The organism is Streptomyces sp. NPDC060064 (assembly GCF_042736455.1).
GTDB lineage: Bacteria > Actinomycetota > Actinomycetes > Streptomycetales > Streptomycetaceae > Streptomyces.
Genome location: NZ_JBHWWF010000042.1, coordinates 42,590 through 61,681, shown reverse-complemented (window position 1 = coordinate 61,681; position 19,092 = coordinate 42,590). Strand labels below are relative to the sequence as shown.

Annotated in this window: 19 protein-coding genes, 1 pseudogene and 1 riboswitch; of the genes and pseudogenes, 10 read left to right on the top strand and 10 right to left on the bottom strand. The window is 69.0% G+C overall.

The genetic code is table 11. The annotated features are described in order from the left end of the window. The first annotated feature begins 61 nt into the window (after positions 1-61). Entirely contained in the window at positions 62-703 is a 642-nt protein-coding gene (locus ACFWDI_RS34980) for a TetR/AcrR family transcriptional regulator (RefSeq protein WP_385310330.1), read from the top strand. A gap of 29 nt (positions 704-732) precedes the next feature. On the opposite strand, the gene ACFWDI_RS34975 is transcribed toward ACFWDI_RS34980, so the two are convergent. Both ACFWDI_RS34975 and ACFWDI_RS34970 read right to left on the bottom strand, forming a co-directional pair. Beyond that, positions 733-1,836, bottom strand: coding sequence for a sensor histidine kinase (locus ACFWDI_RS34975; protein WP_385310328.1), 1,104 nt, complete (start codon positions 1,834-1,836; stop codon positions 733-735). Continuing rightward, on the bottom strand, positions 1,833-2,498 hold the full coding sequence (locus ACFWDI_RS34970) for a response regulator (protein ID WP_385310333.1): 666 nt from the start codon (positions 2,496-2,498) through the stop codon (positions 1,833-1,835). The genes ACFWDI_RS34975 and ACFWDI_RS34970 overlap by 4 nt, the downstream gene beginning before the upstream one ends. Positions 2,499-2,672: 174 nt before the next feature. On the opposite strand from ACFWDI_RS34970, the gene ACFWDI_RS34965 reads away from it, so the two are divergent. From ACFWDI_RS34965 to bfr, 3 genes are all read left to right on the top strand, one after another. Further along, the gene (locus ACFWDI_RS34965) at positions 2,673-3,899 is read left to right on the top strand and encodes a DUF418 domain-containing protein (RefSeq protein ID WP_385310326.1); all 1,227 of its coding nucleotides are present in this window, start codon (positions 2,673-2,675) and stop codon (positions 3,897-3,899) included. Positions 3,900-4,030: 131 nt separating this feature from the next. After that, complete coding sequence (locus ACFWDI_RS34960) at positions 4,031-4,663, top strand: histidine phosphatase family protein (protein WP_385310324.1); 633 nt, start codon at positions 4,031-4,033, stop codon at positions 4,661-4,663. A 252-nt stretch (positions 4,664-4,915) separates the two neighbouring features. Next, positions 4,916-5,395: a bacterioferritin gene (gene bfr / locus ACFWDI_RS34955; RefSeq protein ID WP_385310322.1), complete on the top strand. Its 480-nt coding sequence runs from the start codon at positions 4,916-4,918 to the stop codon at positions 5,393-5,395. 11 nt (positions 5,396-5,406) lie between these two features. On the opposite strand, the gene ACFWDI_RS34950 is transcribed toward bfr, so the two are convergent. Together ACFWDI_RS34950 and ACFWDI_RS34945 are read right to left on the bottom strand one after the other, a co-directional pair. Continuing rightward, positions 5,407-6,237 (bottom strand): ZIP family metal transporter, encoded by an 831-nt coding sequence (locus tag ACFWDI_RS34950; RefSeq protein ID WP_385310320.1) that lies wholly within the window; start codon positions 6,235-6,237, stop codon positions 5,407-5,409. Between the two features lie 170 nt (positions 6,238-6,407). Continuing rightward, a pseudogene (locus ACFWDI_RS34945) lies at positions 6,408-6,515 on the bottom strand (arsenate reductase family protein); the annotation flags it as partial. On the opposite strand from ACFWDI_RS34945, the gene ACFWDI_RS34940 reads away from it, so the two are divergent. The 4 genes from ACFWDI_RS34940 (at position 6,512) to ACFWDI_RS34925 (ending at position 10,323) form a co-directional block, all read left to right on the top strand. After that, the gene (locus tag ACFWDI_RS34940; RefSeq protein ID WP_385310318.1) at positions 6,512-6,961 is read left to right on the top strand and encodes a hypothetical protein; all 450 of its coding nucleotides are present in this window, start codon (positions 6,512-6,514) and stop codon (positions 6,959-6,961) included. The pseudogene ACFWDI_RS34945 and the gene ACFWDI_RS34940 sit on opposite strands and share 4 nt — an antisense overlap. A gap of 108 nt (positions 6,962-7,069) precedes the next feature. After that, entirely contained in the window at positions 7,070-8,170 is a 1,101-nt protein-coding gene (locus ACFWDI_RS34935; RefSeq protein WP_385310316.1) for a sugar ABC transporter substrate-binding protein, read from the top strand. Positions 8,171-8,242: 72 nt separating this feature from the next. After that, positions 8,243-9,034 (top strand): ATP-binding cassette domain-containing protein, encoded by a 792-nt coding sequence (locus tag ACFWDI_RS34930; RefSeq protein ID WP_385310314.1) that lies wholly within the window; start codon positions 8,243-8,245, stop codon positions 9,032-9,034. Then, positions 9,031-10,323: a sugar ABC transporter permease gene (locus tag ACFWDI_RS34925; protein WP_385310312.1), complete on the top strand. Its 1,293-nt coding sequence runs from the start codon at positions 9,031-9,033 to the stop codon at positions 10,321-10,323. Before ACFWDI_RS34930 ends, ACFWDI_RS34925 begins: the two co-directional genes overlap by 4 nt. Positions 10,324-10,420: 97 nt before the next feature. Here the strand turns inward: ACFWDI_RS34925 and glpK are convergent, their stop codons facing one another. Beyond that, the gene (gene glpK / locus ACFWDI_RS34920; RefSeq protein WP_385310310.1) at positions 10,421-11,935 is read right to left on the bottom strand and encodes a glycerol kinase GlpK; all 1,515 of its coding nucleotides are present in this window, start codon (positions 11,933-11,935) and stop codon (positions 10,421-10,423) included. A 47-nt stretch (positions 11,936-11,982) separates the two neighbouring features. Beyond that, positions 11,983-12,750: an IclR family transcriptional regulator gene (locus ACFWDI_RS34915; protein WP_385310308.1), complete on the bottom strand. Its 768-nt coding sequence runs from the start codon at positions 12,748-12,750 to the stop codon at positions 11,983-11,985. Positions 12,751-12,925: 175 nt separating this feature from the next. Here ACFWDI_RS34915 and ACFWDI_RS34910 point away from each other — a divergent pair, with 175 nt between their 5' ends. Next, positions 12,926-13,342 carry an ATP-binding protein gene (locus ACFWDI_RS34910; protein ID WP_385310306.1) on the top strand — a complete coding sequence of 139 codons (417 nt, stop codon included), beginning with the start codon at positions 12,926-12,928 and terminating at the stop codon, positions 13,340-13,342. A 385-nt stretch (positions 13,343-13,727) separates the two neighbouring features. Here the strand turns inward: ACFWDI_RS34910 and ACFWDI_RS34905 are convergent, their stop codons facing one another. Beyond that, on the bottom strand, positions 13,728-14,360 hold the full coding sequence (locus ACFWDI_RS34905) for a TetR/AcrR family transcriptional regulator (RefSeq protein WP_385310304.1): 633 nt from the start codon (positions 14,358-14,360) through the stop codon (positions 13,728-13,730). A gap of 103 nt (positions 14,361-14,463) precedes the next feature. On the opposite strand from ACFWDI_RS34905, the gene ACFWDI_RS34900 reads away from it, so the two are divergent. Then, positions 14,464-15,378, top strand: a complete 915-nt coding sequence (locus ACFWDI_RS34900) for an NmrA family NAD(P)-binding protein (protein WP_385310302.1) — start codon at positions 14,464-14,466, stop codon at positions 15,376-15,378. A gap of 162 nt (positions 15,379-15,540) precedes the next feature. On the opposite strand, the gene ACFWDI_RS34895 is transcribed toward ACFWDI_RS34900, so the two are convergent. The 3 genes from ACFWDI_RS34895 to metE form a co-directional block, all read right to left on the bottom strand. After that, positions 15,541-15,798 (bottom strand): hypothetical protein, encoded by a 258-nt coding sequence (locus ACFWDI_RS34895; RefSeq protein ID WP_385310300.1) that lies wholly within the window; start codon positions 15,796-15,798, stop codon positions 15,541-15,543. Next, entirely contained in the window at positions 15,785-16,099 is a 315-nt protein-coding gene (locus ACFWDI_RS34890; protein WP_385310298.1) for a DUF6400 family protein, read from the bottom strand. Before ACFWDI_RS34890 ends, ACFWDI_RS34895 begins: the two co-directional genes overlap by 14 nt. A gap of 215 nt (positions 16,100-16,314) precedes the next feature. Next, on the bottom strand, positions 16,315-18,639 hold the full coding sequence (gene metE, locus ACFWDI_RS34885; protein ID WP_385310296.1) for a 5-methyltetrahydropteroyltriglutamate--homocysteine S-methyltransferase: 2,325 nt from the start codon (positions 18,637-18,639) through the stop codon (positions 16,315-16,317). Positions 18,640-18,803: 164 nt separating this feature from the next. Beyond that, positions 18,804-19,026, bottom strand: a riboswitch (cobalamin riboswitch). Positions 19,027-19,092 lie beyond the last annotated feature (66 nt).

The window sequence follows — 19,092 nt, the reverse complement described above, 5'->3', positions numbered from 1 at the left end:
CTCCTGATCCGGCCGGCCCCGGCCGCGTGCCTCGCCGCGACACAAGACCGAAGGGAACCACATGGCACGGATGCCGTCGGCCGAGCGGCGCCGACAGCTGATCGAGGCAGCGATCCGCGCGATGACGCGCGACGGTGTCTCCAGGACGACGACCCGGTCCATCGCCGCCGAGGCGGGCGTCTCGCTGAGCGTCTTCCACTACTGCTTCGACTCCAAGCAGGCCCTGCTCGAGTCAGTCATCGCGGCGATCACCGATCACTACGTCACGGTGGTGAAGGAGGCGATCCGGCCGAAGGCCACCCTTCGGGAGACCATCCGGGCGGGATTCCATGCCTACTGGGAGCATGTGTCCGCCAACCCCGGGGAGCACATGCTCACTTACGAACTCACGCAGTACGCCCTGCGTCAGCCGGGATTCGAACATCTGGCACGGCGGCAGTACGAGCTGTACTCCGACACCTACACCGAACTCATCGAACAGCTCCGCCACAGCATGAAGTTCGAACTCCGCGTACCCGTCCCCGTGTTGGCGCGCTATCTGGCCGTCATGACCGACGGACTCACCCTGAACTTCCTCGTTCTCGGCGATGACACAGCCGCGGCGGGCATCCTCGACATGATCGCCGACCAGGTCGTCGACCTCGTCCGCGACGAAGTCCGACCGGCCGCACCCGGGGCCGTTCCACCACCGCGCCCCACCTGAATCGCCTCATACGTCTTGCACTCACCTGGTCACGATGTGCCTTCGGCCGGAAGCTCCAGGCGGAGTTCGTAGCCGCCGTCGGCCGTCGGGCCGAAGGTGACAGTTCCACCGAGGAGCGCGGCGCGCTGCCCCAGGCCGACCAGGCCGTAGTGCGCACTGGGCAGAGGGAGAGCGGGCCGGGTCGGTGCGGTATTGGTGACCGTGACACGGACGGCGCCGCCCTCGTGGCCCATGCGAACACTCGCGGTGGCGCCGGGGGCGTGCTTGCGTACGTTGGTCAGCGCTTCCTGGACGGTGCGGTAGATGGCGCGCTGCACGGTCGGCGGAAGGCCGTCGGGCAGATCCGTCCGGAGCTCGGCCTCGATGCCGCTGCTGTCGACCAGTTGCCGGAGGTCGGCCAGGGACGGCTGGGGGGTGAGCTCAGTGGGGCGGCCCCCGGAGGCGCGCAGGACGCTGACCATGTGCCGCAGTTCGTCCAGGGTCTGTACGCTCAGCCGCCGGATCGTGGCTGCGGCCTCTTTGACTTCGGCGTCCCGGGTGCCGACCTGGAGCGCTCCGGCCCGCACCGCAATCAGGCTGACCTGGTGAGAGACCACGTCATGCATCTCCCGGGCGAGCTGCGCGCGCTCCTTGGCCAGCGCGCTCTGGGCGGTCAGCAGCCGCTCGTGGTCACGCGCCTCGGAGATTTCGGCGAGCCGCAGCGACAGATCACGCCGGGTCTGGACGAGCTGGCCGAGGAAGACGGGAGCGGCCGCCGTCGCCGCGGTGTAGCCCAGCGTGATCCAGGTCGAGGTGTTCGACAGGTCGAAGTTCGGTGACGGCCACGAGGTCATGTCGCCGATCGTGAACGTCACGGCGCAGATGACCAGCAGGGTGCGGCTTCGGGTGAGCGAGGCAAGTGTGTACAGCGCGGCCAGCGCGGCGAAGGTCGCGTCGGAGAGCAGGACGGCGGGCAGGGTGAGCAGGAAGGTGAGCAGCGGCAGGCGATGGCGCAACAGAAGCGAGAAGGCGGCGGCCAGGGCGCAGGCCAGGCGTAGCGGCTCGTCGATGTGGACATTGACCCAGACATCGAGCAGCGCGACCGCGACGAGGGCGGCGTCCAGCAGCGGGGCGGTCACGCGGCGGGGGATCATCCCCCCTCCTGCTCCCGCGGCGGCCTGAGAAGGCCGGCCCGTTCGGCGAGCAGGGCGGCCTGGACGCGGCCGCCCACCTCCAGCTTGGTGAGGATGGCGCTCACATGGTCCTTGACCGTGCCGGTGCTCAGGTGCATCCGCGTGGCGATGTCGCTGTTGGACAGTCCTTCGGCGATGAGGACGAGTACGGCGCGCTCGCGGTCGGTCAGCCGGTCAAGACTGTGGGCGGCGGGTTCCTGGGAGCCGGCCTCGAGGTAGCCGTCCACGACCGTCCGGGTGACTTTGGACGACAGTACGGTGCCGCCGTCGGCCAGGGTCCGCACCAGGAACGGCAGTTCCTCGGGGTCGGTGTCCTTGAGCAGGAAGCCGGCGGCGCCCGAGCGAAGTGCCGTTGCCACGTACTCGTCCATGTCGAACGTCGTGAGCATGGCCACCACCGGAGGGCGCGGCAGCCGACGGAGGGCGGACAGGACGGTGAGTCCGTCCACGTCCGGCATCCGGACGTCCAGCAGCACGAGGTCGGGACGTATCCGCTGCGCCGTCCGGACCGCCTGGCCGCCAGGAACCGTCGCCACGACCTCGATGCCGTCCGCCGCGTCGAGGATGTGCTGAAAGCCCGTACGGATCAGGGCCTCGTCGTCGACCACCATTACCCGGATCACACGTGCTCCACTCGCCATCGGACCACTGTCCGATTCGTACCATGCCGAGGGACGCCCTGCGGGTGCCCGACACCGAATCCGGCCAGGCGGCAGGGGTGCGCCAGCCAGTCGGCGGGGGCGGTCCGGACACCTGCGGGATGGTTATGACCGGGAGCTTCTCCGACTCTTGAGCACATGACGCACCATGTAGCGGCGTCCGAGGTGGCACCCGCGGCCGAGGCAGGCCGCTCCCCCTCCCTTGCGCCGTCAACAGGGCGGCTGATCGGTCTCGACCTGGCGCGCGGTCTGGCGATCCTCGGCATGTACGCGGCCCACGTCGGTCCCGAACCGTCAGTGGGCGGCCCGCTGGGCTGGGTGATGGAGGTGGCCCGTGGCAGGTCCGCTGCCCTGTTCGCTCTGCTTGCCGGGTTCTCCCTGGTCCTCCTCACCGGCCGGCCGCAGCCGAGGACCGGGCGAGCGGGACGGCAGGCCGTGGGCAGGGTACTGATCCGCTCCGCCGTGCTGATCGTCCTGGGATACGCCTTGACCGCCCTGGACACCCCGGTCGACGTGATCCTTGCCTGCTACGGACTGCTCTTCGTCCTCGCCCTTCCGCTGTACCGGCTGCGGGCGGTCACTCTGGCCGTCATCGCCGCGTCGACCGCGCTCGTCATGCCCCAGGTCCTGTACCCGCTTCGGGCTGCGGCCGAAGGCGGAAGCTGGACCGATGCCGTCATCGCCCAGGATCCGCTGGCCCGCATCACCGGCTCGGACGGGATCGTCGAGCTGTTCATCACCGGCGAGTACCCGGTATTGACCTGGCTGCCCTTCATCATCGCCGGAATGGCGGTGGCCCGGCTCGACCTCAACCGGCCCGACGTACGCGCCAATGTCGCCCTGTCCGGCGGCGCGCTGGCCGTGCTCGGCTACGGAGGCTCATGGCTGGCCCTGCACCTGGTCCCGGGCGCGCAGGCCACCGTGAGCGCGACCACGGACGGCGGGTCGGCCGCATCGGCCTGGTGGTCCGACACCGTCGGCGACCCCACCACCAGCACTCCTGACTGGCTGCTCGTTGCCGCGCCGCACAGCCAGACGACATGGTCCATCCTGGGCAACACCGGCGTCGCCCTCGTGGTCCTGGCCGCCTGCCTCATCGCCGCGGACCGGTCGACGCGCCTGTGGTGGCTGGCCCCGCCCGTCATCGCGCTCGGCTCGATGTCCCTGACCGCTTACGTCGGCCACATCCTCGCCATCAAGGCCCTGGGCACCGACGACCTGCCGGACTCCGCTGCCCTACCAGTCCTCCTCGGCTTCGTCGCAGCCGCCATGCTGCTGGCCCTCGTCTGGACACGGTTCTTCCGGCGCGGACCGCTCGAATACATGCTGCACGCCGCCACCACACCCGCCCGCCTCATCAACTGACCGGCGGCGGACAACGAAACCCTCCAAGAGCCTCTACTGGACACAACCTCCCCCGACTCCCCTCGGTCCCAGGTTTTCGAAGATCTCACACCCATCCGGCGTCATGCCGGGCCATGAAGGAGGTCAGCCGCATGACAGTCCGACTGACATTTCTGTCTGCAACAACCGGGGACACCGGCAGGGACGTGCTCTTCGGTGACGGCCCCTTGAGTCAGCGCGGTCTACGCGAGGCAGCCGCCGCCGGAGCAGCGCTCCCTCCGTACCCGCTGGCCATCCGTGCGCCTTCCTCCCGCTGCGCGCAGATCGCGGACGCCCTCGGCCTGGAGTCAACACTCGAACCCGCGCTGCGCGACTTCGACTACGGCACGTGGCGCGGCTGCACAATCGACGAGGTCGCCACCACCGACCCCCACGGGTTCACCGCCTGGCTCACCGACCCGGATGCCGCGCCGCATGGCGGCGAGTCCGTACGCCAGCTCTGCCACCGAATCGCGGACTGGCTGAGCAGTGTGCCGCCCGACACGGGCCGCGCATTGGCCATCACCGAACCAGCCGTTGTCCGGGCCTTGCTCGTCCATGCTTTGTCCGCGCCGGCAAAAGCCTTCTGGCATCTCGATGTGCCGCCCCTGTCCGCGTTCTCCTTTACATCGCGCGGTGGCCGCTGGAACGTCCGGTACATCACACCGTGGCCGCTGGAACAGCGGGCTCGCCCTCGTCACTCCCTGAAAGAGCCGGCGGTAGTTCACGCTGCTCCCATGCCTTGAGACAAAGGAAGTCCGGTCAGCGACACCATCCCCCGCCGAGACCCCGCCGGCATCGCCGCCGCCTGCGCCCCCGTCGCCTCCCACGCCCCCTCCGGCCACATGTGAACCATCTGATGGCCGTTGCGCGCGAGGTCCCGGGTAAGTGTGCCCTTCCTGGAAGTCGGACTTGTCCGGTGAAACGATGTCCGTATGCAGGCGGCCGCGGTGCGGCGTCTCTCCGTGCCCACCCGGCCAGGAGCAGGGAGGCGAGCCATGCAGGGCGACCCCGAGATCATGGAGTTCCTCAACGAGCAGCTGACCGCCGAGCTGACCGCGATCAATCAGTACTTCCTGCACGCCAAGATGCAGGAGAACTTCGGCTGGACCAAGCTTGCCGCACATACCCGGCGCGAGTCGTTCGAAGAGATGAACCACGCGGAGGTCCTGACCGACCGGATCCTCCTGCTGGACGGCCTGCCGAACTACCAGCGGCTCTTTCATGTGCGAGTGGGACAGACGGTCACCGAGATGTTCCGGGCGGACCGCGAAGTCGAGGTCGAAGCGATCGACCGCCTCAAGCGCGGCACCGAGGTCATGCGGGCCAAGGGCGACATCACCTCGGCGAACCTCTTCGAGACGATTCTTGCCGACGAGGAACAGCACATCGACTACCTCGACACCCAGCTGGATCTGATCGAGAAGCTGGGTGAGCCGCTCTACCTCGCCCAGTTGATCGAGCAGCCGGAGAGCTGAGCCGCGGGGGTTCACACGCCGGCGGCGGTGACCAGGGCGTCGGTGGCGAAGCCGAGCAGCAGGCCCAGCAGGATCATCCAGGTGGTCAGCTCCTTCATGGCAGCTCGACGAACCACGGCGAGCAGCTCGATGACCACGTAGAGGATGGATCCGGCGGCCAGGCCCATGAAGGCGATGCCGAGGGTTTCGTTGACCACCTGCTGGCCGACCAAGGTGCCCACGAAGGTGGGACCGCCGCCGATCAGGCCGAGCAGTGCAAGGGTGCCCCACGAGGGTCGCTCTCCCTCGGCGGCCAGCGGGGCGACGATGCCGAAGCCCTCGGTCGCGTTGTGCAGGCCGAAACCGATGACCAGCAGGACGGCCAGTGAGATCTCGCCCCGCGCGGCGGAGTTGCCGATGGCCAGGCCTTCCGCGAAGTTGTGCAGGCCGATGCCAGTGGCGATCATGAAGGCGAGGCTTGCGGCTCGCGAGCGGGCCGGGTGGACCAGTTCGGTTGCGGTTGCCGCCCCCGGGCTCCGGGACGAAGCCGCGGCGGAAGCCCGGCGGCGCACACTCCAGCGGTCGTAGTACACAAGGCCGCACAGGCCGACGGCGAGGCCGGCGGTGAGCACCGAGCCGCCGGTGGCCGCTGTTGCCCAGTGATTCTCGCTCAGCGCGGCGTCGGTGGGCTCCCAGGCTGCACTGAGGACGTCCCAGAGCAGGAAGAGCAGGATGCCGATGGCAACCGCGTTGAGCCCCGCCCTCAGCCGGGATGCGGGACTGCGCAGGCGGCCGATGGGCAAGCCGAGATAAATGGTGAACCCGGCGACAGCACCGAGCAGAGCGATCTGCGAATCGGACATGGCCGTTCCAGGTAGGGCTGCGCAGGGACTGGCCGCGCGACAGTGGGCGAGGTAAGCCTTACCTAAATAAGCTACGCGCTGCCGGGGATCCGCCGCATCTCGACCCGGCCGTTCCTCGGCGGCGTGGGGACGGCTGCCGGCCTGGGGCCCCGTCGGGCGTCGGGCCGGAGCTACGGCAGGACCGACCGGACCGACTCCGGTGTCCGTGCCATCACCGCCGTTCCATCATCGGCGGTGATGATCGGCCGTTGGATCAAGATCGGACGGGCCGTCAGTGCCTCTGCCGGGTGAGGACGGGCGGTCTGCCGCGCTCCGCACGGCCCGCCACCGGGGCGAGGAACTAGGAGCCGCCGAACGCGCCCGCAGCCGTCCGGGCCGGCTGGGACCCGAACGCTCCCTCACCCTCAGCGAGGCCATGCTGGAGCAGCACGGCTTCGAGCCCCACCGCGAAGCCCCCACCGAGCTGCGGCTGGTCAACTTCCCCTTCCACCCCCTCGCCGCCCGCTCCCCCGAGCTGGTGTGCGGGATCAACCACGCCTTCCTCACCGGACTGGAGGCCACCGGGATCGACGCGGTTCTGGCCCCCCGCCCGGGCCGGTGCTGCGTAGAGCTGCGCGCCGCGTCCGGCGGCCACTACGCGCCGGATCCCGCCGCCGACGGCCCCGGTGTCTGTACGAAGGAACACGGCACTTCACCCGCGATCCGCGCGACCTGCGGGTCGTGATCGCTCTGCCTCCGCGCGGGGCCTGCCGCATCGTCCGGCCGTCACTGTTTCAGGTTTTCTCATACATTGGGGGTTATGTCGGTTCGGCTCCAGACGGTGCACAGCCTCATGAGACGTCGTGCTGTCGTCGCCGTGACAGCGGCGTGCACGCTCGCCGGTCTCGCTGCCTGCGGGGCGGTCGGCGAGGCAGGCGAGGACGCGGGCGGGAGAACCTCCGGCAAGGGCGGCTTCACGATCGGGCTGCTGCTCCCGGACACTCACACCGCTCGCTGGGCGACCGCCGACAAGCCCCTGATCGTGGAGAAGGTCAAGGCGCTGTGCCCCGACTGCAGGGTGACCCACGCCTATGCCTCGGCGGACGTGGCCACTCAGCAGCAGCAGATCGAATCCATGATCGCGGACGGTGCCAAGGTCCTGATCCTGGATCCCGTCGACGACAAGGCGCTCCGCTCCTCGATCACCAGGGCCCGCGACGCGCACGTCCCGGTGGTCTCCTACGACCGCCTCGCCGAGGGCCCCATCTCGGCCTACTCCGGCTACGACTCGGAGGAGATCGGCAGGATCCAGGCCGAGGAGCTCCTCAAAGCGATGGGTCCCAAGGCACGCGGCGGCCAGATCGTGATGATGAACGGTGACCCCACCGACCCGAACACGAGAGACCTGATGAGGGGCGCACTCTCCGCGCTCAAGGGCAAGACGAAGATCGGCAGGTCGTACTACACCGCCGAGTGGATTCCGGAGAACGCGTTCAGGAACATGTCGGCCGCCATCGCCGAGCTGGGCGCGGACAGGATCGACGGCGTTCTGTCGGCCAACGACGGGCTCGCGGGTGGCGCGGTCACCGCGCTCAAGGCCGCCGGTATCAGGCCGCTGCCGCCCGTCACCGGCCAGGACGCCGACCTCTCGGCCGTGCGGCGGATCGTCAAGGGCGAGCAGTACGTCACCGTCTACAAGTCCTTCGAAGCAGAGGCCAACGCCGCCGCCGAGATGGCCGTCGCCCTGGGCCGTGGCGAGAAGCTCGACACCATCGCGACGGACCGTGTCAGCAATGACACAAGCAAGGACATTCCGGCCGTCCTGGGCCCCCTCGTCCCCGTAACCGTCGGCACGATCAAGGACACGCTCGTCAAGAGCGGTCTCTACACGGTCAGCCAGATCTGCACTCCGACGATCGAAGCCGCCTGCCGGAAGGCCGGACTCACCGGATAGGCCGCCCGACGCCGCACCTCCCGCACGTCGTGCGGCATCAACCGGCCGGGAGAGACGGGACGGACAAAGGAGGTGGTTCATGTGCGGAGCACACCCCTGCTGGCGCTGCGCGGAGTCAGCAAACGGTTCGGCGCTGTCTGGGCACTCACGGACGTCGAGCTGGAGATCCATGCCGGAGAAGTCGTCGCCCTGGTGGGCGACAACGGCGCGGGCAAGTCCACCCTCATCAAGGTGATCACCGGCGTCGCCTCCGCCGACGAGGGTGTCATCGAGTGGAACGGCCGTCCCGTCCGGATCACTCGCCCCCGCGATGCCCAAGACCTGGGCATCGCCGGCGTCTACCAGGACCTCGCGTTGTGCGAAACCCTCGATGTCGTCGGCAACCTCTTCCTCGGCCACGAGATCGGCAGGACCGGAATCCTCGACGAGGTGTCCATGGAGCGCCGGGCCGGGGAACTGGACCTGCTGGACACCCTCTCCATACGTATCCCCAGCGTCCGCGTCCCCGTCGCCTCCCTCTCCGCGGGCCAACGCCAGACGGTCGCGATCGCGCGCGCTCTTCTCAGCGAACCCAAGATGCTCATCCTCGATGAACCAACCGCTGCGCTGGGCGTCAGGCAGACCATCCATTTCCTCGACCTGATCGACCGGCTGCGCGAACGCGGGGTCGGCGTTCTCCTCGTCACCCACAACCTGGGTGACGTCAAGGCCGTCGCGGACCGGGTCGCGGTGCTGCACCTCGGTCGCAACAATGGTTTCTTCAGCGTGCCGACCACGTCCCAGGAGCAGATCGTCTCCTCCATCACCGGCGCCACCGACAACGCCCTAACCCATCGCGACCGGGCGTGGGAGGGAGCGATGTGAACAGGACACGGGCATCCGAGAATCTCGGTCCCACCGGGGCGGGCGGCGATTCGGCCGGTGCCGTGCCCACAGCCGTCGACGAGCGCCGGGCAGCGGGCGGCGAGACCGGTTTCAGGAGCTACGTCGGCGATTTCACCCGCAAGCTGCGCAGCGGCGAACTCGGATCGCTGCCCGGCATCATCTGCGTCGTCGTGCTCTGGACCGTTTTCCAGAGCCTTCACCAGCAGTTCCTGTCGCCCCGCAACCTGTCCAACCTCAGCGTGGACATCGTCGGCACGGGCATGATCGCCCTCGGCATCGCCTTCGTGCTGCTGCTCGGCGAGGTGGACCTGTCGGTCGCCTCCGTCAGCGGGCTCACGGCGGCGGTGTTCGCCGTACTGAACGTGCACAACGACCTGCCGGAGTGGCTGGCGATCGTCGCCGCCATGCTCGTCGGGGCGGCGATCGGAGCCGTTCAGGGATTCTTCTCGGCCAGGATCGGCATACCGGCGTTCGTCGTCACCCTGGCGGGGCTGCTGGCCTGGAACGGCCTCATGCTCTACATCCTCGGCTCGAGCGGCACCATCAACCTCCACGAGCAGGGCCTGATCCACGCGCTGACCAGTTACTACTTCCACGACGCGGCAGTCGCGTACGGGCTGGCGGCGCTCAGCGTGGCCGCGTTCTTCCTCGCGTCCTACCGGGACGCACGCCGCCGCAGGGCCGCCGGCGTGCGGTCCCGGCCGCTCAGTGTCATCGCCGTGCGCACGGGCGCGGTGGCACTGGTCGCGTTCGCCGCCGCCTACATCCTGAACCGCTTCCAGGGCCTGCCGCTCGCTCTTCTGATCTTCCTGGCCTTCGTCGTCGGCCTCGACTTCGTCCTTCGCCGTACGTTCTACGGGCGGAAGATCTTCTCCATCGGCGGGGGCGCCGAGGCAGCCCGCCGAGCCGGCATCAGCGTGGTGTGGTTGCGGATCTCGGCGTTCATGGTGTCCGGGACACTGGCCGCTGTCGGCGGGCTCTTCCTGGCCTCACGCGTCGCCGCGGTGGGCCAGACCTCGGGCTCCAGCATCCTGCTGATCAACGCCGTCGCCGCAGCCGTCATCGGCGGCGTCAGCCTGTTCGGCGGCCGAGGTACAACCTGGTCCGTCCTGCTCGGCATACTCGTCATCCAGTCCATCGCGTCGGGAATGGTTCTGCTGGGCATCCCGACGCCGATGCAATCCGTGATCACCGGTGGTGTGCTGCTCGCCGCCGTGGCCCTCGACTCGCTGTCGCACCTCTCGCAGAAGGCACACGGCAGGGCTTGACCACGCCGGCACCGGCACCGGCGGCGCTCCGCGCGAGGCATCGGAGCGGGGTCGCTGCACAACTGAGCCTCGGTCACAATGCGTAATGGCTTGCGCATCAAGGGCGGGTCGACGGTTGGATCCACCCCAGCGATCGCTCGACGGCCCGCTGCCAGTTCTCGTATTCCGATTCGCGCCGCGCGGAGTCCATGTCGGGCAGCCACTGGCCCGCCCGGTGCCAGTTGCGGCGCAGGACTTCCAGGTCCGACCAGTAGCCGACGGCCAGCCCGGCGGCGTAGGCGGCGCCCAGCGAGACGGTCTCGGCGACCATGGGCCGCACCACGGGCACGTCGAGGACGTCGGCCAGGATCTGCATGAGCAGGTTGTCGGATGTCATGCCGCCGTCGACCTTGAGCTCATTCAGGGTCAGCGAGGAGTCGGCGTTCATGGCGTCGACGACCTCACGCGTCTGCCAGCCGGTGGCTTCCAGCGCAGCTCGGGCCAGGTGCCCCTTGGTGATGTACGAGGTGAGGCCGACGATGACACCGCGTGCGTCGCTGCGCCAGTGGGGCGCGAAGAGACCGGAGAACGCCGGGACGATGTAGCAGCCGCCGTTGTCCTCGACGGTGCGCGCGAGGGTCTCGATCTCCGGCGCGCTGCTGATCAGTCCCAGACGGTCACGGAACCACTGGACCAGCGAGCCGGTGACGGCGATCGGGCCTTCCAGCGCGTAGACCGCGGGCTGGTCGGCGATCTTGTACGCGACGGTGGTGAGAAGCCCGTTCCGGGACCGTACAACGTCAGTGCCGGTGTTCTGCATCAGGAAGCTGCCGGTCCCGTACGTGCACTTCGCCTCGCCCGGGGAGAAGCACGTCTGCCCGAAGAGTGCAGCCTGCTGATCGCCGAGCGCGCTCGCGATGCGGATGCCCGGTAGGACCGAGCGGTCCTCACCGTAGCTTTCCGCCGAGGACCGGATCTCGGGCAGCATGGCGCGGGGGACCCCGAAGAACCCCAGCAGTTCCTCGTCCCAGGTGAGCGTGCGCATGTTCATGAGCATCGTGCGACTGGCGTTGGTGGCGTCGGTGATGTGCTGACCGCCGGCCGTCCCGCCGGTGAGGTTCCAGATCAGCCAGGTCTCCATCGTGCCGAACAGCACCTCGCCGTCCTGGGCTCGCTGTTCCAGCCCCGCGACGTGGTCGAACAGCCAGCGGATCCGTGGCGCGGAGAAATAGGTCGAGGGCGGCAGGCAGCAGCGGTCCAGGAAGAAGTCGTCGCCGGGGTCGTTGCTCAGGTCCTCGACGAGCGGAGCGGTGCGGGTGTCCTGCCAGACGATCGCTCTCCCCAGCGGGGTGCCTGTCCGTCGGTCCCAGAGCACCGTGGTCTCGCGCTGGTTCGCGATACCCAGGGCGGAGACCTCTCCACCGGCGGCGCCGACGCCGGACAGGGCCTCGGGCACAACGCGCCGCAGATTGCGCCAGATCTCGACGGCGTCGTGCTCGACCCAGCCGGGCCTCGGGAAATACTGCTGGTGCTCGCGCTGGGCCACCGACACCAACCGCCCACGGTGGTCGAACAGGATGCAACGGGTGGAGGTGGTGCCCTGGTCAATGGACATCACATACCGTTCAACCATGATCCGGACCGCCTTCCGATGCGTCGAGGATTCGGTGGTGGGAGGACCTACCAGCGGGCCGCCCCCAGGTCTCTGGAGATCGCCCGTGCGGCCTCACGGAGCAGGGTGATCAGGGCCAGCTGAGGCCGGCCCTGGGCATCACAGACCCGCTCGATCGGGCCGGACACACCGATGGAGCCCACCACGAGACCCCCGTGCCCCCGGATGGGCGCGGCGACTCCGGCCTCACCCATGCTCATCTCCTGAACCTCGGCCGCCCATCCGATCTCCCGGATCTCGGCGAGTGCTCGGCTGAGCTCCTCCGGGACGACCAGGGTGTGCCGGGTGTACGCATCCAGCCCGGCGTCGAGCGCCGCCTCCACGGTCGCGGTGCCGAAGGCCAGCAGGACCTTGCCGAGCGAGGAGGCGTGCAGCGGCAGCAGCGCGCCCACGTCCAGGGTCTGGAGCGTGTCGTCCGGCCGGAAGACGTGGTGGACGATGAGCACCCTGCCCTCCAGGGGGGTGCCCAGGCGGACTGCCTCCCCGCTGCGGGCGGCCAGGGCGTCGGCCCAGTTGATGGAGCGCGACCGCAACTCGTTGACGTCGAGGTAACTGGTGCCGAGGTGGAGCAGCGCCGCCCCGAGCTGGTACTTTCCCGTGGCCGCGTCCTGCTCCACGAAATCTACGTGCTGCAAGGTGCGCAGAATGCCGTGGGCGGTGCCCTTCGCCAGGCCCAGCGACGCGGCCACCTCGCCCAGTCCTAGCCGACGCGGGCCGCCCGCGAGCAGGCGCAGAATTGCCGCCGCCCGTTCGATGGACTGGACCGGACCGGCCATAAAGCGATTCTATGCCCGCCTTTGCCGGTCTCGGATGGCGCATAAAGGGGGATTTTTCAGGATCCACGTAGACCGTTCGGTAATGCCGACCGCTGTTGATTGACCGGCCTCACATCGCTCCCTAGCGTGCGTTGAGGTCGGCGTCCCGCCGGCAGCGCTACGCCGAGGAGGGCACATGGCGGCTCAGCTCAGCACGGTGGCCCGCGAGGCAGTCGAACATTTCTGTCCCGTGCCGCATACCCCGGGGGCTGTCTCGGTCGTACGCGGACGTGTCCGCGCGGTGCTCGCGGAGTGGGGCCTCTCCCCGGACGTCACCATGGATGCGCTCGTGGTGGTCTCGGAGCTGCTGACCAATGCGCTCGTCCACGCCCTGCCACCGGCGACGGTGCGTTTGTCGTGGGTCCGCGTCGACGAACGCAGAGCCTTGCGCGTCGAAGTCACCGACGCGGGAAGCGCGCTCCCAGCCAGGCAGTGGGCTGCCCCGGACGAGCACGGCCGGGGAATCGCCATTGTCACCGCTCTGTCGGCACGCTATGGCATACGCGCCCATACCGGCGGGATCACCTGCTGGGCGGATCTCCTCGCAGCGTAGGAGGACAGCCCGGACTCCCAGTAACCGGACGCCGGGAACGGGACCCGGAAACTCCAGGCGGGTGCGCAGACCCGCCGGCCGGCCGACGTCGCGGTGCTCAACCGCGTGCGTCGGAGATCATCGACGACGCGACCGGAATACAGCACACGGCAGACCGGGCCACGGGTGGCCACCGGCACCGACCTGGACGTCCTGCACGCCACCTTGCGCTCCGAGTACGCGGGCGAACGACGTTGGTCGGTGATGGTGGCCAAAGGGACCAGTCGGCATGGCATCTGACTCTTCGTCAGTTGTTCACGATCGCGTCAACGCACGCTGTCGCACGGCTCCTACACCAGCCCGGCGACCGTCTGCGGCTCGCGCTCGCGGTGATTCCGTCGTCGGCTCACAGCCGTCCGGCCTCGGCAAGGGCCAGCAGGTCGTTCGCGGCCTGGTGGGAGCGGATTCGGATGGCGGCCGTGTCGGGGACCGGTCCGCCGAGCAGGGCGGTGTCCACGATCTCTGCCTGGAGGAGGGCGGAGAAGATGTGCGCGGCCCGTGTGGGGTCGCTGATCCTGGCGCGCAGCTCGGTCGGCCAGTGGGACAGGTGTCGCGTGAACAGGGCTATACGGTCGCCGATGATCTCCTGTTGGTAGCGGCGGCCGAGCTCGGGAAAGCGCTGCGCGTCCCGGGCCACCACCGTGAACAGCGCCAACTGCTGCTCGGACAGGATGTGTTGGAGAAGCTCACAGCCCGCTTCCGTCAGGCCTTCCACGGGCGGCAGCTTCAGCCAGTCCGGGTCCGCGGCCCGCGCGGAGGTGTCGCAGGCCTCCTGGATGACGGCAACGAAGAGATCGTCCTTGCTCTCGAAATGCCGGTACAGGGTGGTGATGGACACGCCTGCGCTCGCGGCGATGCGGTTGACCGAGCTTCCGCCGTACCCCTCTTCGAGGAAGGCCGCGAGGGCGGCATTGATGATCGCCTCGCGCTTGCGCGCCATCAGGCGCGCTTTGGGGTCGTTCTCGGCCCAGGTGCGCACAATTCTTCCTCCGGTCTCGCGTCGCCTTGACAGAGCATACGACAGCAATCACTATCGCGTCATACAGAAGTGATTACTTTCGTATGAGGGCAAGGAGAGACAGATGCCGAACGCAGACACCCCGCGGGTGCTGGTCCTCGGGGCCACCGGCCGCATCGGGGCGGCGGTCGTGAAGGCGCTGGAGGCGACACCCGGCCAAGTGGTCCCGGTGCGTGCTTCACGCAGCAAGGCGACCGTCGAGCAGTGGATCAAGGAGGGAAAGGATGCGGTCCGTATCGATCTCGATGACCCCGACACCTTCCCCGGCGCGCTGGAGGGCATCGAGCGGGTATTCCTGATGACCGGCTACACCTCGGCGATGAACCACCAGACCAAGACCCTGGCGGATGCCGCCGAGGACGCCGGCGTCAGCTTCGTGGTGCACCTGGGCGTGTTCAGCGACAAACGCTCCACCGACCCGCACTTCGCGTGGCACGAACTGGTGGAGCGCTACATCGCAGGCTCCAAGCTGGCCTGGGCGAATGTGCATCCGCACGTGTTCATGGAGAACCTGCTGGGCATCAACCGGCTGCGGGACGGCCAGATGGTGTGGCCCATGGGCGACAAACAGGTCGGCTGGATCGCCGGCGACGACATCGCAGCGGTCGTGGCCAAGGTCCTGGCCGAAGGCCCCGAGACGCACGCGGGCAAGGATTACTACCTGTCCGCCGATCTCCTCAACGGTGCCGAGGTGGCCGAGGCCCTCTCCGCCGCCCTCGGACGAGAGATCCCCGCGCTGGTCCTGACCCCGGACGATCTGCAGCGCATGATCGATGCGGGGCTGAACACCGCGCCCGCCAACATGGACGCCGCGTACGCGGCGAGCACGCTGATCTGGGCGCGACAGACCTACGAGGGCCGCATGGACTACTCCGCCGTCACCACCAGCACGGTCCAGGACCTGCTCGGCCGAGAGCCCGTCCATCTCGGCTCGTGGGCCACCGCACACCGGCAGGAACTGCTCGAACAGCTCTCCTGACAGCTGCGGCAGAGTCAGTGCGACGGGTCGCACGTTCCGGCGGGCGTGCATGATCCAGCCCATGGTCCGCTCGACCAGCCGGCGCCATGAAAGGACGACAAAGCCCCGTTGGCGCCGCTGGGCCGGGCGTTCGGGGCGAGATGGTGCACGATGACTAAATGATCACTGTCGCCACAGGCCGCGGGTGATGCGCTCCCAGGGCGAGCGGGTGGCGCCGAAATGGGTCTCGTGTGTCCAGAGGTGGGTGCACGACGGGCACTGCAGGTGGAGCAGGCTGCCGGTGTTGGAGAGCAGGTAGCGCCAGTGCTCGGAGCATGTACGCCCCTGCTCGCATGTGGCGCACCCGCGGCGGTCGTCGCAGTTCGGACAGGCCACCCAGGCGCGGCGCCCGATGTCGGCCTGCGGGTCAAGCGGCAGCATGGCCGCCCCCTCTCCGCGGGAGCACACCGGCCGAGACCAGCTCGTCGTACAGGCGCTGCTGCTCCGCGCTGAGGCCGGAGTACAGCAGCTCGTACGCCTCTTCCTCACCGCGCAGTGCAGCGACGGGGTCCCAGTCGGGGCCGAGAGCGGCCAGGACGTGAGTCCGCCGGAGCATTTCGTGTGAGCCCAGGTCGACGGCGAAGTCGACCGGTGCGGGGGTGCCAGGTCGCTCCGCCGCGGGCCTGCTCGCTGAGGCGGGTTCGTCCGGTTCGCCAGGAAGGGTGGGGCCATGGGAGGACATGCGACCGAACGTAGGTAAGCCATCCTCGCTCCGGCAAGAGCAGGTGGGAGAAGTCACAACAGGTCGGCGACCGCGGCGGCACCCGAAGGTGGACCCAGGACGAGTGTCACCCAATCGCTCGTCGTGTGGCGTGCACGGGGCGCCTGGGCGGTCACCCCCCTGTCCGGGTGCCGGAGCGGGGTCCATCGGTCCCCCGCTCCGGCACCCGCCTTGAGTCAGGAAGCCTCAGTCCGAAGCTCAGCCCTGACCTCGTGAGCCGCCGCAACCAGGTGCTCGAGGGACGCCTTGGTCTCCGCCCAGCCGCGGGTCTTCAGGCCGCAGTCCGGGTTGACCCACAGACGTTCGGCCGGAATCGCTTTGAGTCCTTTGCGGAGCAGGGCTGCTGCTTCGTCAGCGCTGGGCACGCGCGGGGAGTGGATGTCGTAGACGCCGGGGCCGGCCTCGCGCGGGTAGCCGTGACCGGCGAGTTCGCGTGCGACCTGCATGTGGGAGCGGGCTGCCTCCAGGCTGATGACGTCGGCGTCGAGGTCGTCGATGGCCTGGACGATGTCGCCGAACTCGGCGTAGCACATATGGGTGTGGATCTGGGTGTCCGGGCGCACGCCACTTGTGGCGAGGCGGAACGCCTCCGTCGCCCAGGCCAGGTACACCCCGTGGTCGGCGGCCCGAAGCGGGAGGGTTTCGCGCAGCGCGGGCTCGTCGACCTGGATCACCGAACTGCCCGCTGCCTCCAGGTCGTTGACCTCGTCGCGCAGGGCGAGGGCGACCTGGCGTGCGGTGTCGCCGAGCGGCTGATCGTCGCGGACGAAGGACCAGGCGAGCATGGTGACGGGGCCGGTGAGCATGCCCTTGACGGGGCGGTCGGTGAGCGATTGGGCGTACGACGTCCAGCGGATCGTCATCGGTTCGGGGCGTGAGATGTCGCCGGCCAGGATCGGCGGGCGGACGTAGCGGGTGCCGTACGACTGGACCCAGCCGTGCTCAGTGGCGAGATACCCCGTCAGCTGCTCGGCGAAATACTGCACCATGTCGTTGCGTTCGGGCTCGCCGTGCACCAGGACGTCGATACCGGTCTTCTCCTGGAAGGAGATGACCTCGCGGATCTCCGCCTCGATGCGCCCCTCGTAGCCGGCGGTGTCGATCCTTCCCGCACGCAGATCGGACCGGGCGGTGCGCAGTTCGGTCGTCTGGGGGAAGGAGCCGATGGTCGTCGTGGGCAGCAGCGGCAGGCCGAGGTGGGCACGCTGGGCGGCGGCCCGCTCGGGGTACGGCTGGGAGCGGCGGCCGTCCGTGTCAGTGACCGCGGCTGCCCGGGCACGCACCGCCGGGTCACGTGTGATCGCCGAGCCCGCCCTGGAGTTGAGATCGGCGCGGTTGGCGGCGAGTTCGGCTGCGATGGTGTCGGTGCCCTGGGCGAGACCGCGGGCGAGGGCGACGATCTCGGCGGTCTTCTGCCGGGCGAAGGCGAGCCAGCGGGCGATCTGCGGGTCGATGTCCCGCTCGGCGGAGCTGTCGAGCGGGACATGCAGCAGCGAGCAGGAGGCGGCGACGTCGACCTGGCCGGCCAGGCCGAGCAGGGTGCCCAGCGTGGACAGGGACTTCTCGAAGTCGTTGATCCAGATGTTGCGGCCGTTGACGACTCCGGCGACCAGGCGCTTGCCGGGCAGCCCGCCGACCGCGGCCAGGTCGTCGAGATTGGCCGCGGCGGCTTCGGTGAAGTCCAGCGCGAGACCGTCGACGGGGGCCTTGGCGAGGATGGGCAGGGCCTCACCGAGCCGGTCGAAGTAGGAGGCGACGAGCAGCTTGGGCCGGTCGTCGAGACCACCGAGGTCGCGGTAGGCACGGGCCGCGGCGTTCAGGTCCGCGCGGGTGCGGTCCTGCACAAGGGCGGGTTCGTCCAGCTGCACCCACTCGGCGCCGGCGGCCCGCAGGTCGGACAGCACCTCGGCGTACACCGGCAGCAGTCGGTCCAGCAGAGTGATCGGCTCGAAGTCGGCGGCAACGCCGGGGGCGGGCTTGGCCAGCAGCAGATAGGTGACCGGTCCGACGAGCACCGGCCGGGCGGTGTGACCGAGCGCAATGGCTTCCTTGAGCTCGGCGACCTGCTTGGTGGAGTCGGCGGTGAAGACGGTGTCGGGGCCGAGTTCGGGGACCAGGTAGTGGTAGTTGGTGTCGAACCACTTGGTCATCTCCAGCGGCGCGACGTCCTGGGTGCCGCGTGCCATCGCGAAGTAGCCGTCCAGGGAGCCTGCCTCGACGGCGGCACGGTGGCGGGCAGGGATCGCGCCGACCATGACGCTGGTGTCCAGGACGTGGTCGTAGTACGAGAAGTCGCCGGTCGGGACCTCGTGGATGCCGGCTTCGGTGAGCTGCTGCCAGTTGGCACGGCGCAGCTCGGCGGCGGTCTCCCGGAGGGCTGCGGCGGTGACGCGGCCCTTCCAGTAGCCCTCGATGGCCTTCTTCAGTTCACGGTTCTGGCCCTGACGGGGGTAGCCGTACACGGTGGCCCGTGCTGCCGCGGCTGTGGACAAGCTGGTCACGGAACTCTCCTTCGCGAGTATGTCTCCTGTGGAACCCGGCGACGGGCAGAGAACGCGAAGGGGTGACGAACCGGACGGCACGGTCTCGCGCCGTGCGCGCGGCCGTCCGTCTGGTAGGTACGCCGACCCGCCCTCGAGGTCACCGGGATCTCCGCACGCGATCGAGTCGCGTACGGGCAACGGGCAGGTCTTCGGACTCGCGGGCACGTCTGCCGGTCTCCCGGCGGACTCCTACTGGCCGTCGCTTCCCAGACCCGGCCGGGTCCAGTGCGTATGACGGCGGTCGTTCCCGCTCACCGCTGCGGGGCAGTCCCGGATTTTCACCGGGTTCCCTCTTACGACGCTCCTGCCTGGCTGACAGGACGAACCAGCTGCGTCGGCCAGCCTAGAGGGCGGCCCTTGAGTACGAATACAGTTGTTCACATTCCGGACGGTGATCTGAGCCATGTGGCT

Excerpts from the sequence above, each read along its gene's own strand:
- ACFWDI_RS34980 (WP_385310330.1), top strand. The coding sequence starts at position 62 with ATGGCACGGATGCCGTCGGCCGAGCGGCGCCGACAGCTGATCGAGGCA.
- ACFWDI_RS34975 (WP_385310328.1), bottom strand. The coding sequence starts at position 1,836 with ATGATCCCCCGCCGCGTGACCGCCCCGCTGCTGGACGCCGCCCTCGTC.
- ACFWDI_RS34965 (WP_385310326.1), top strand. The coding sequence starts at position 2,673 with ATGACGCACCATGTAGCGGCGTCCGAGGTGGCACCCGCGGCCGAGGCA.
- ACFWDI_RS34960 (WP_385310324.1), top strand. The coding sequence starts at position 4,031 with ATGACAGTCCGACTGACATTTCTGTCTGCAACAACCGGGGACACCGGC.
- bfr (WP_385310322.1), top strand. The coding sequence starts at position 4,916 with ATGCAGGGCGACCCCGAGATCATGGAGTTCCTCAACGAGCAGCTGACC.
- ACFWDI_RS34950 (WP_385310320.1), bottom strand. The coding sequence starts at position 6,237 with ATGTCCGATTCGCAGATCGCTCTGCTCGGTGCTGTCGCCGGGTTCACC.
- ACFWDI_RS34935 (WP_385310316.1), top strand. The coding sequence starts at position 7,070 with ATGAGACGTCGTGCTGTCGTCGCCGTGACAGCGGCGTGCACGCTCGCC.
- glpK (WP_385310310.1), bottom strand. The coding sequence starts at position 11,935 with ATGGTTGAACGGTATGTGATGTCCATTGACCAGGGCACCACCTCCACC.
- ACFWDI_RS34915 (WP_385310308.1), bottom strand. The coding sequence starts at position 12,750 with ATGGCCGGTCCGGTCCAGTCCATCGAACGGGCGGCGGCAATTCTGCGC.
- ACFWDI_RS34910 (WP_385310306.1), top strand. The coding sequence starts at position 12,926 with ATGGCGGCTCAGCTCAGCACGGTGGCCCGCGAGGCAGTCGAACATTTC.
- ACFWDI_RS34900 (WP_385310302.1), top strand. The coding sequence starts at position 14,464 with ATGCCGAACGCAGACACCCCGCGGGTGCTGGTCCTCGGGGCCACCGGC.
- ACFWDI_RS34895 (WP_385310300.1), bottom strand. The coding sequence starts at position 15,798 with ATGCTGCCGCTTGACCCGCAGGCCGACATCGGGCGCCGCGCCTGGGTG.
- ACFWDI_RS34890 (WP_385310298.1), bottom strand. The coding sequence starts at position 16,099 with ATGTCCTCCCATGGCCCCACCCTTCCTGGCGAACCGGACGAACCCGCC.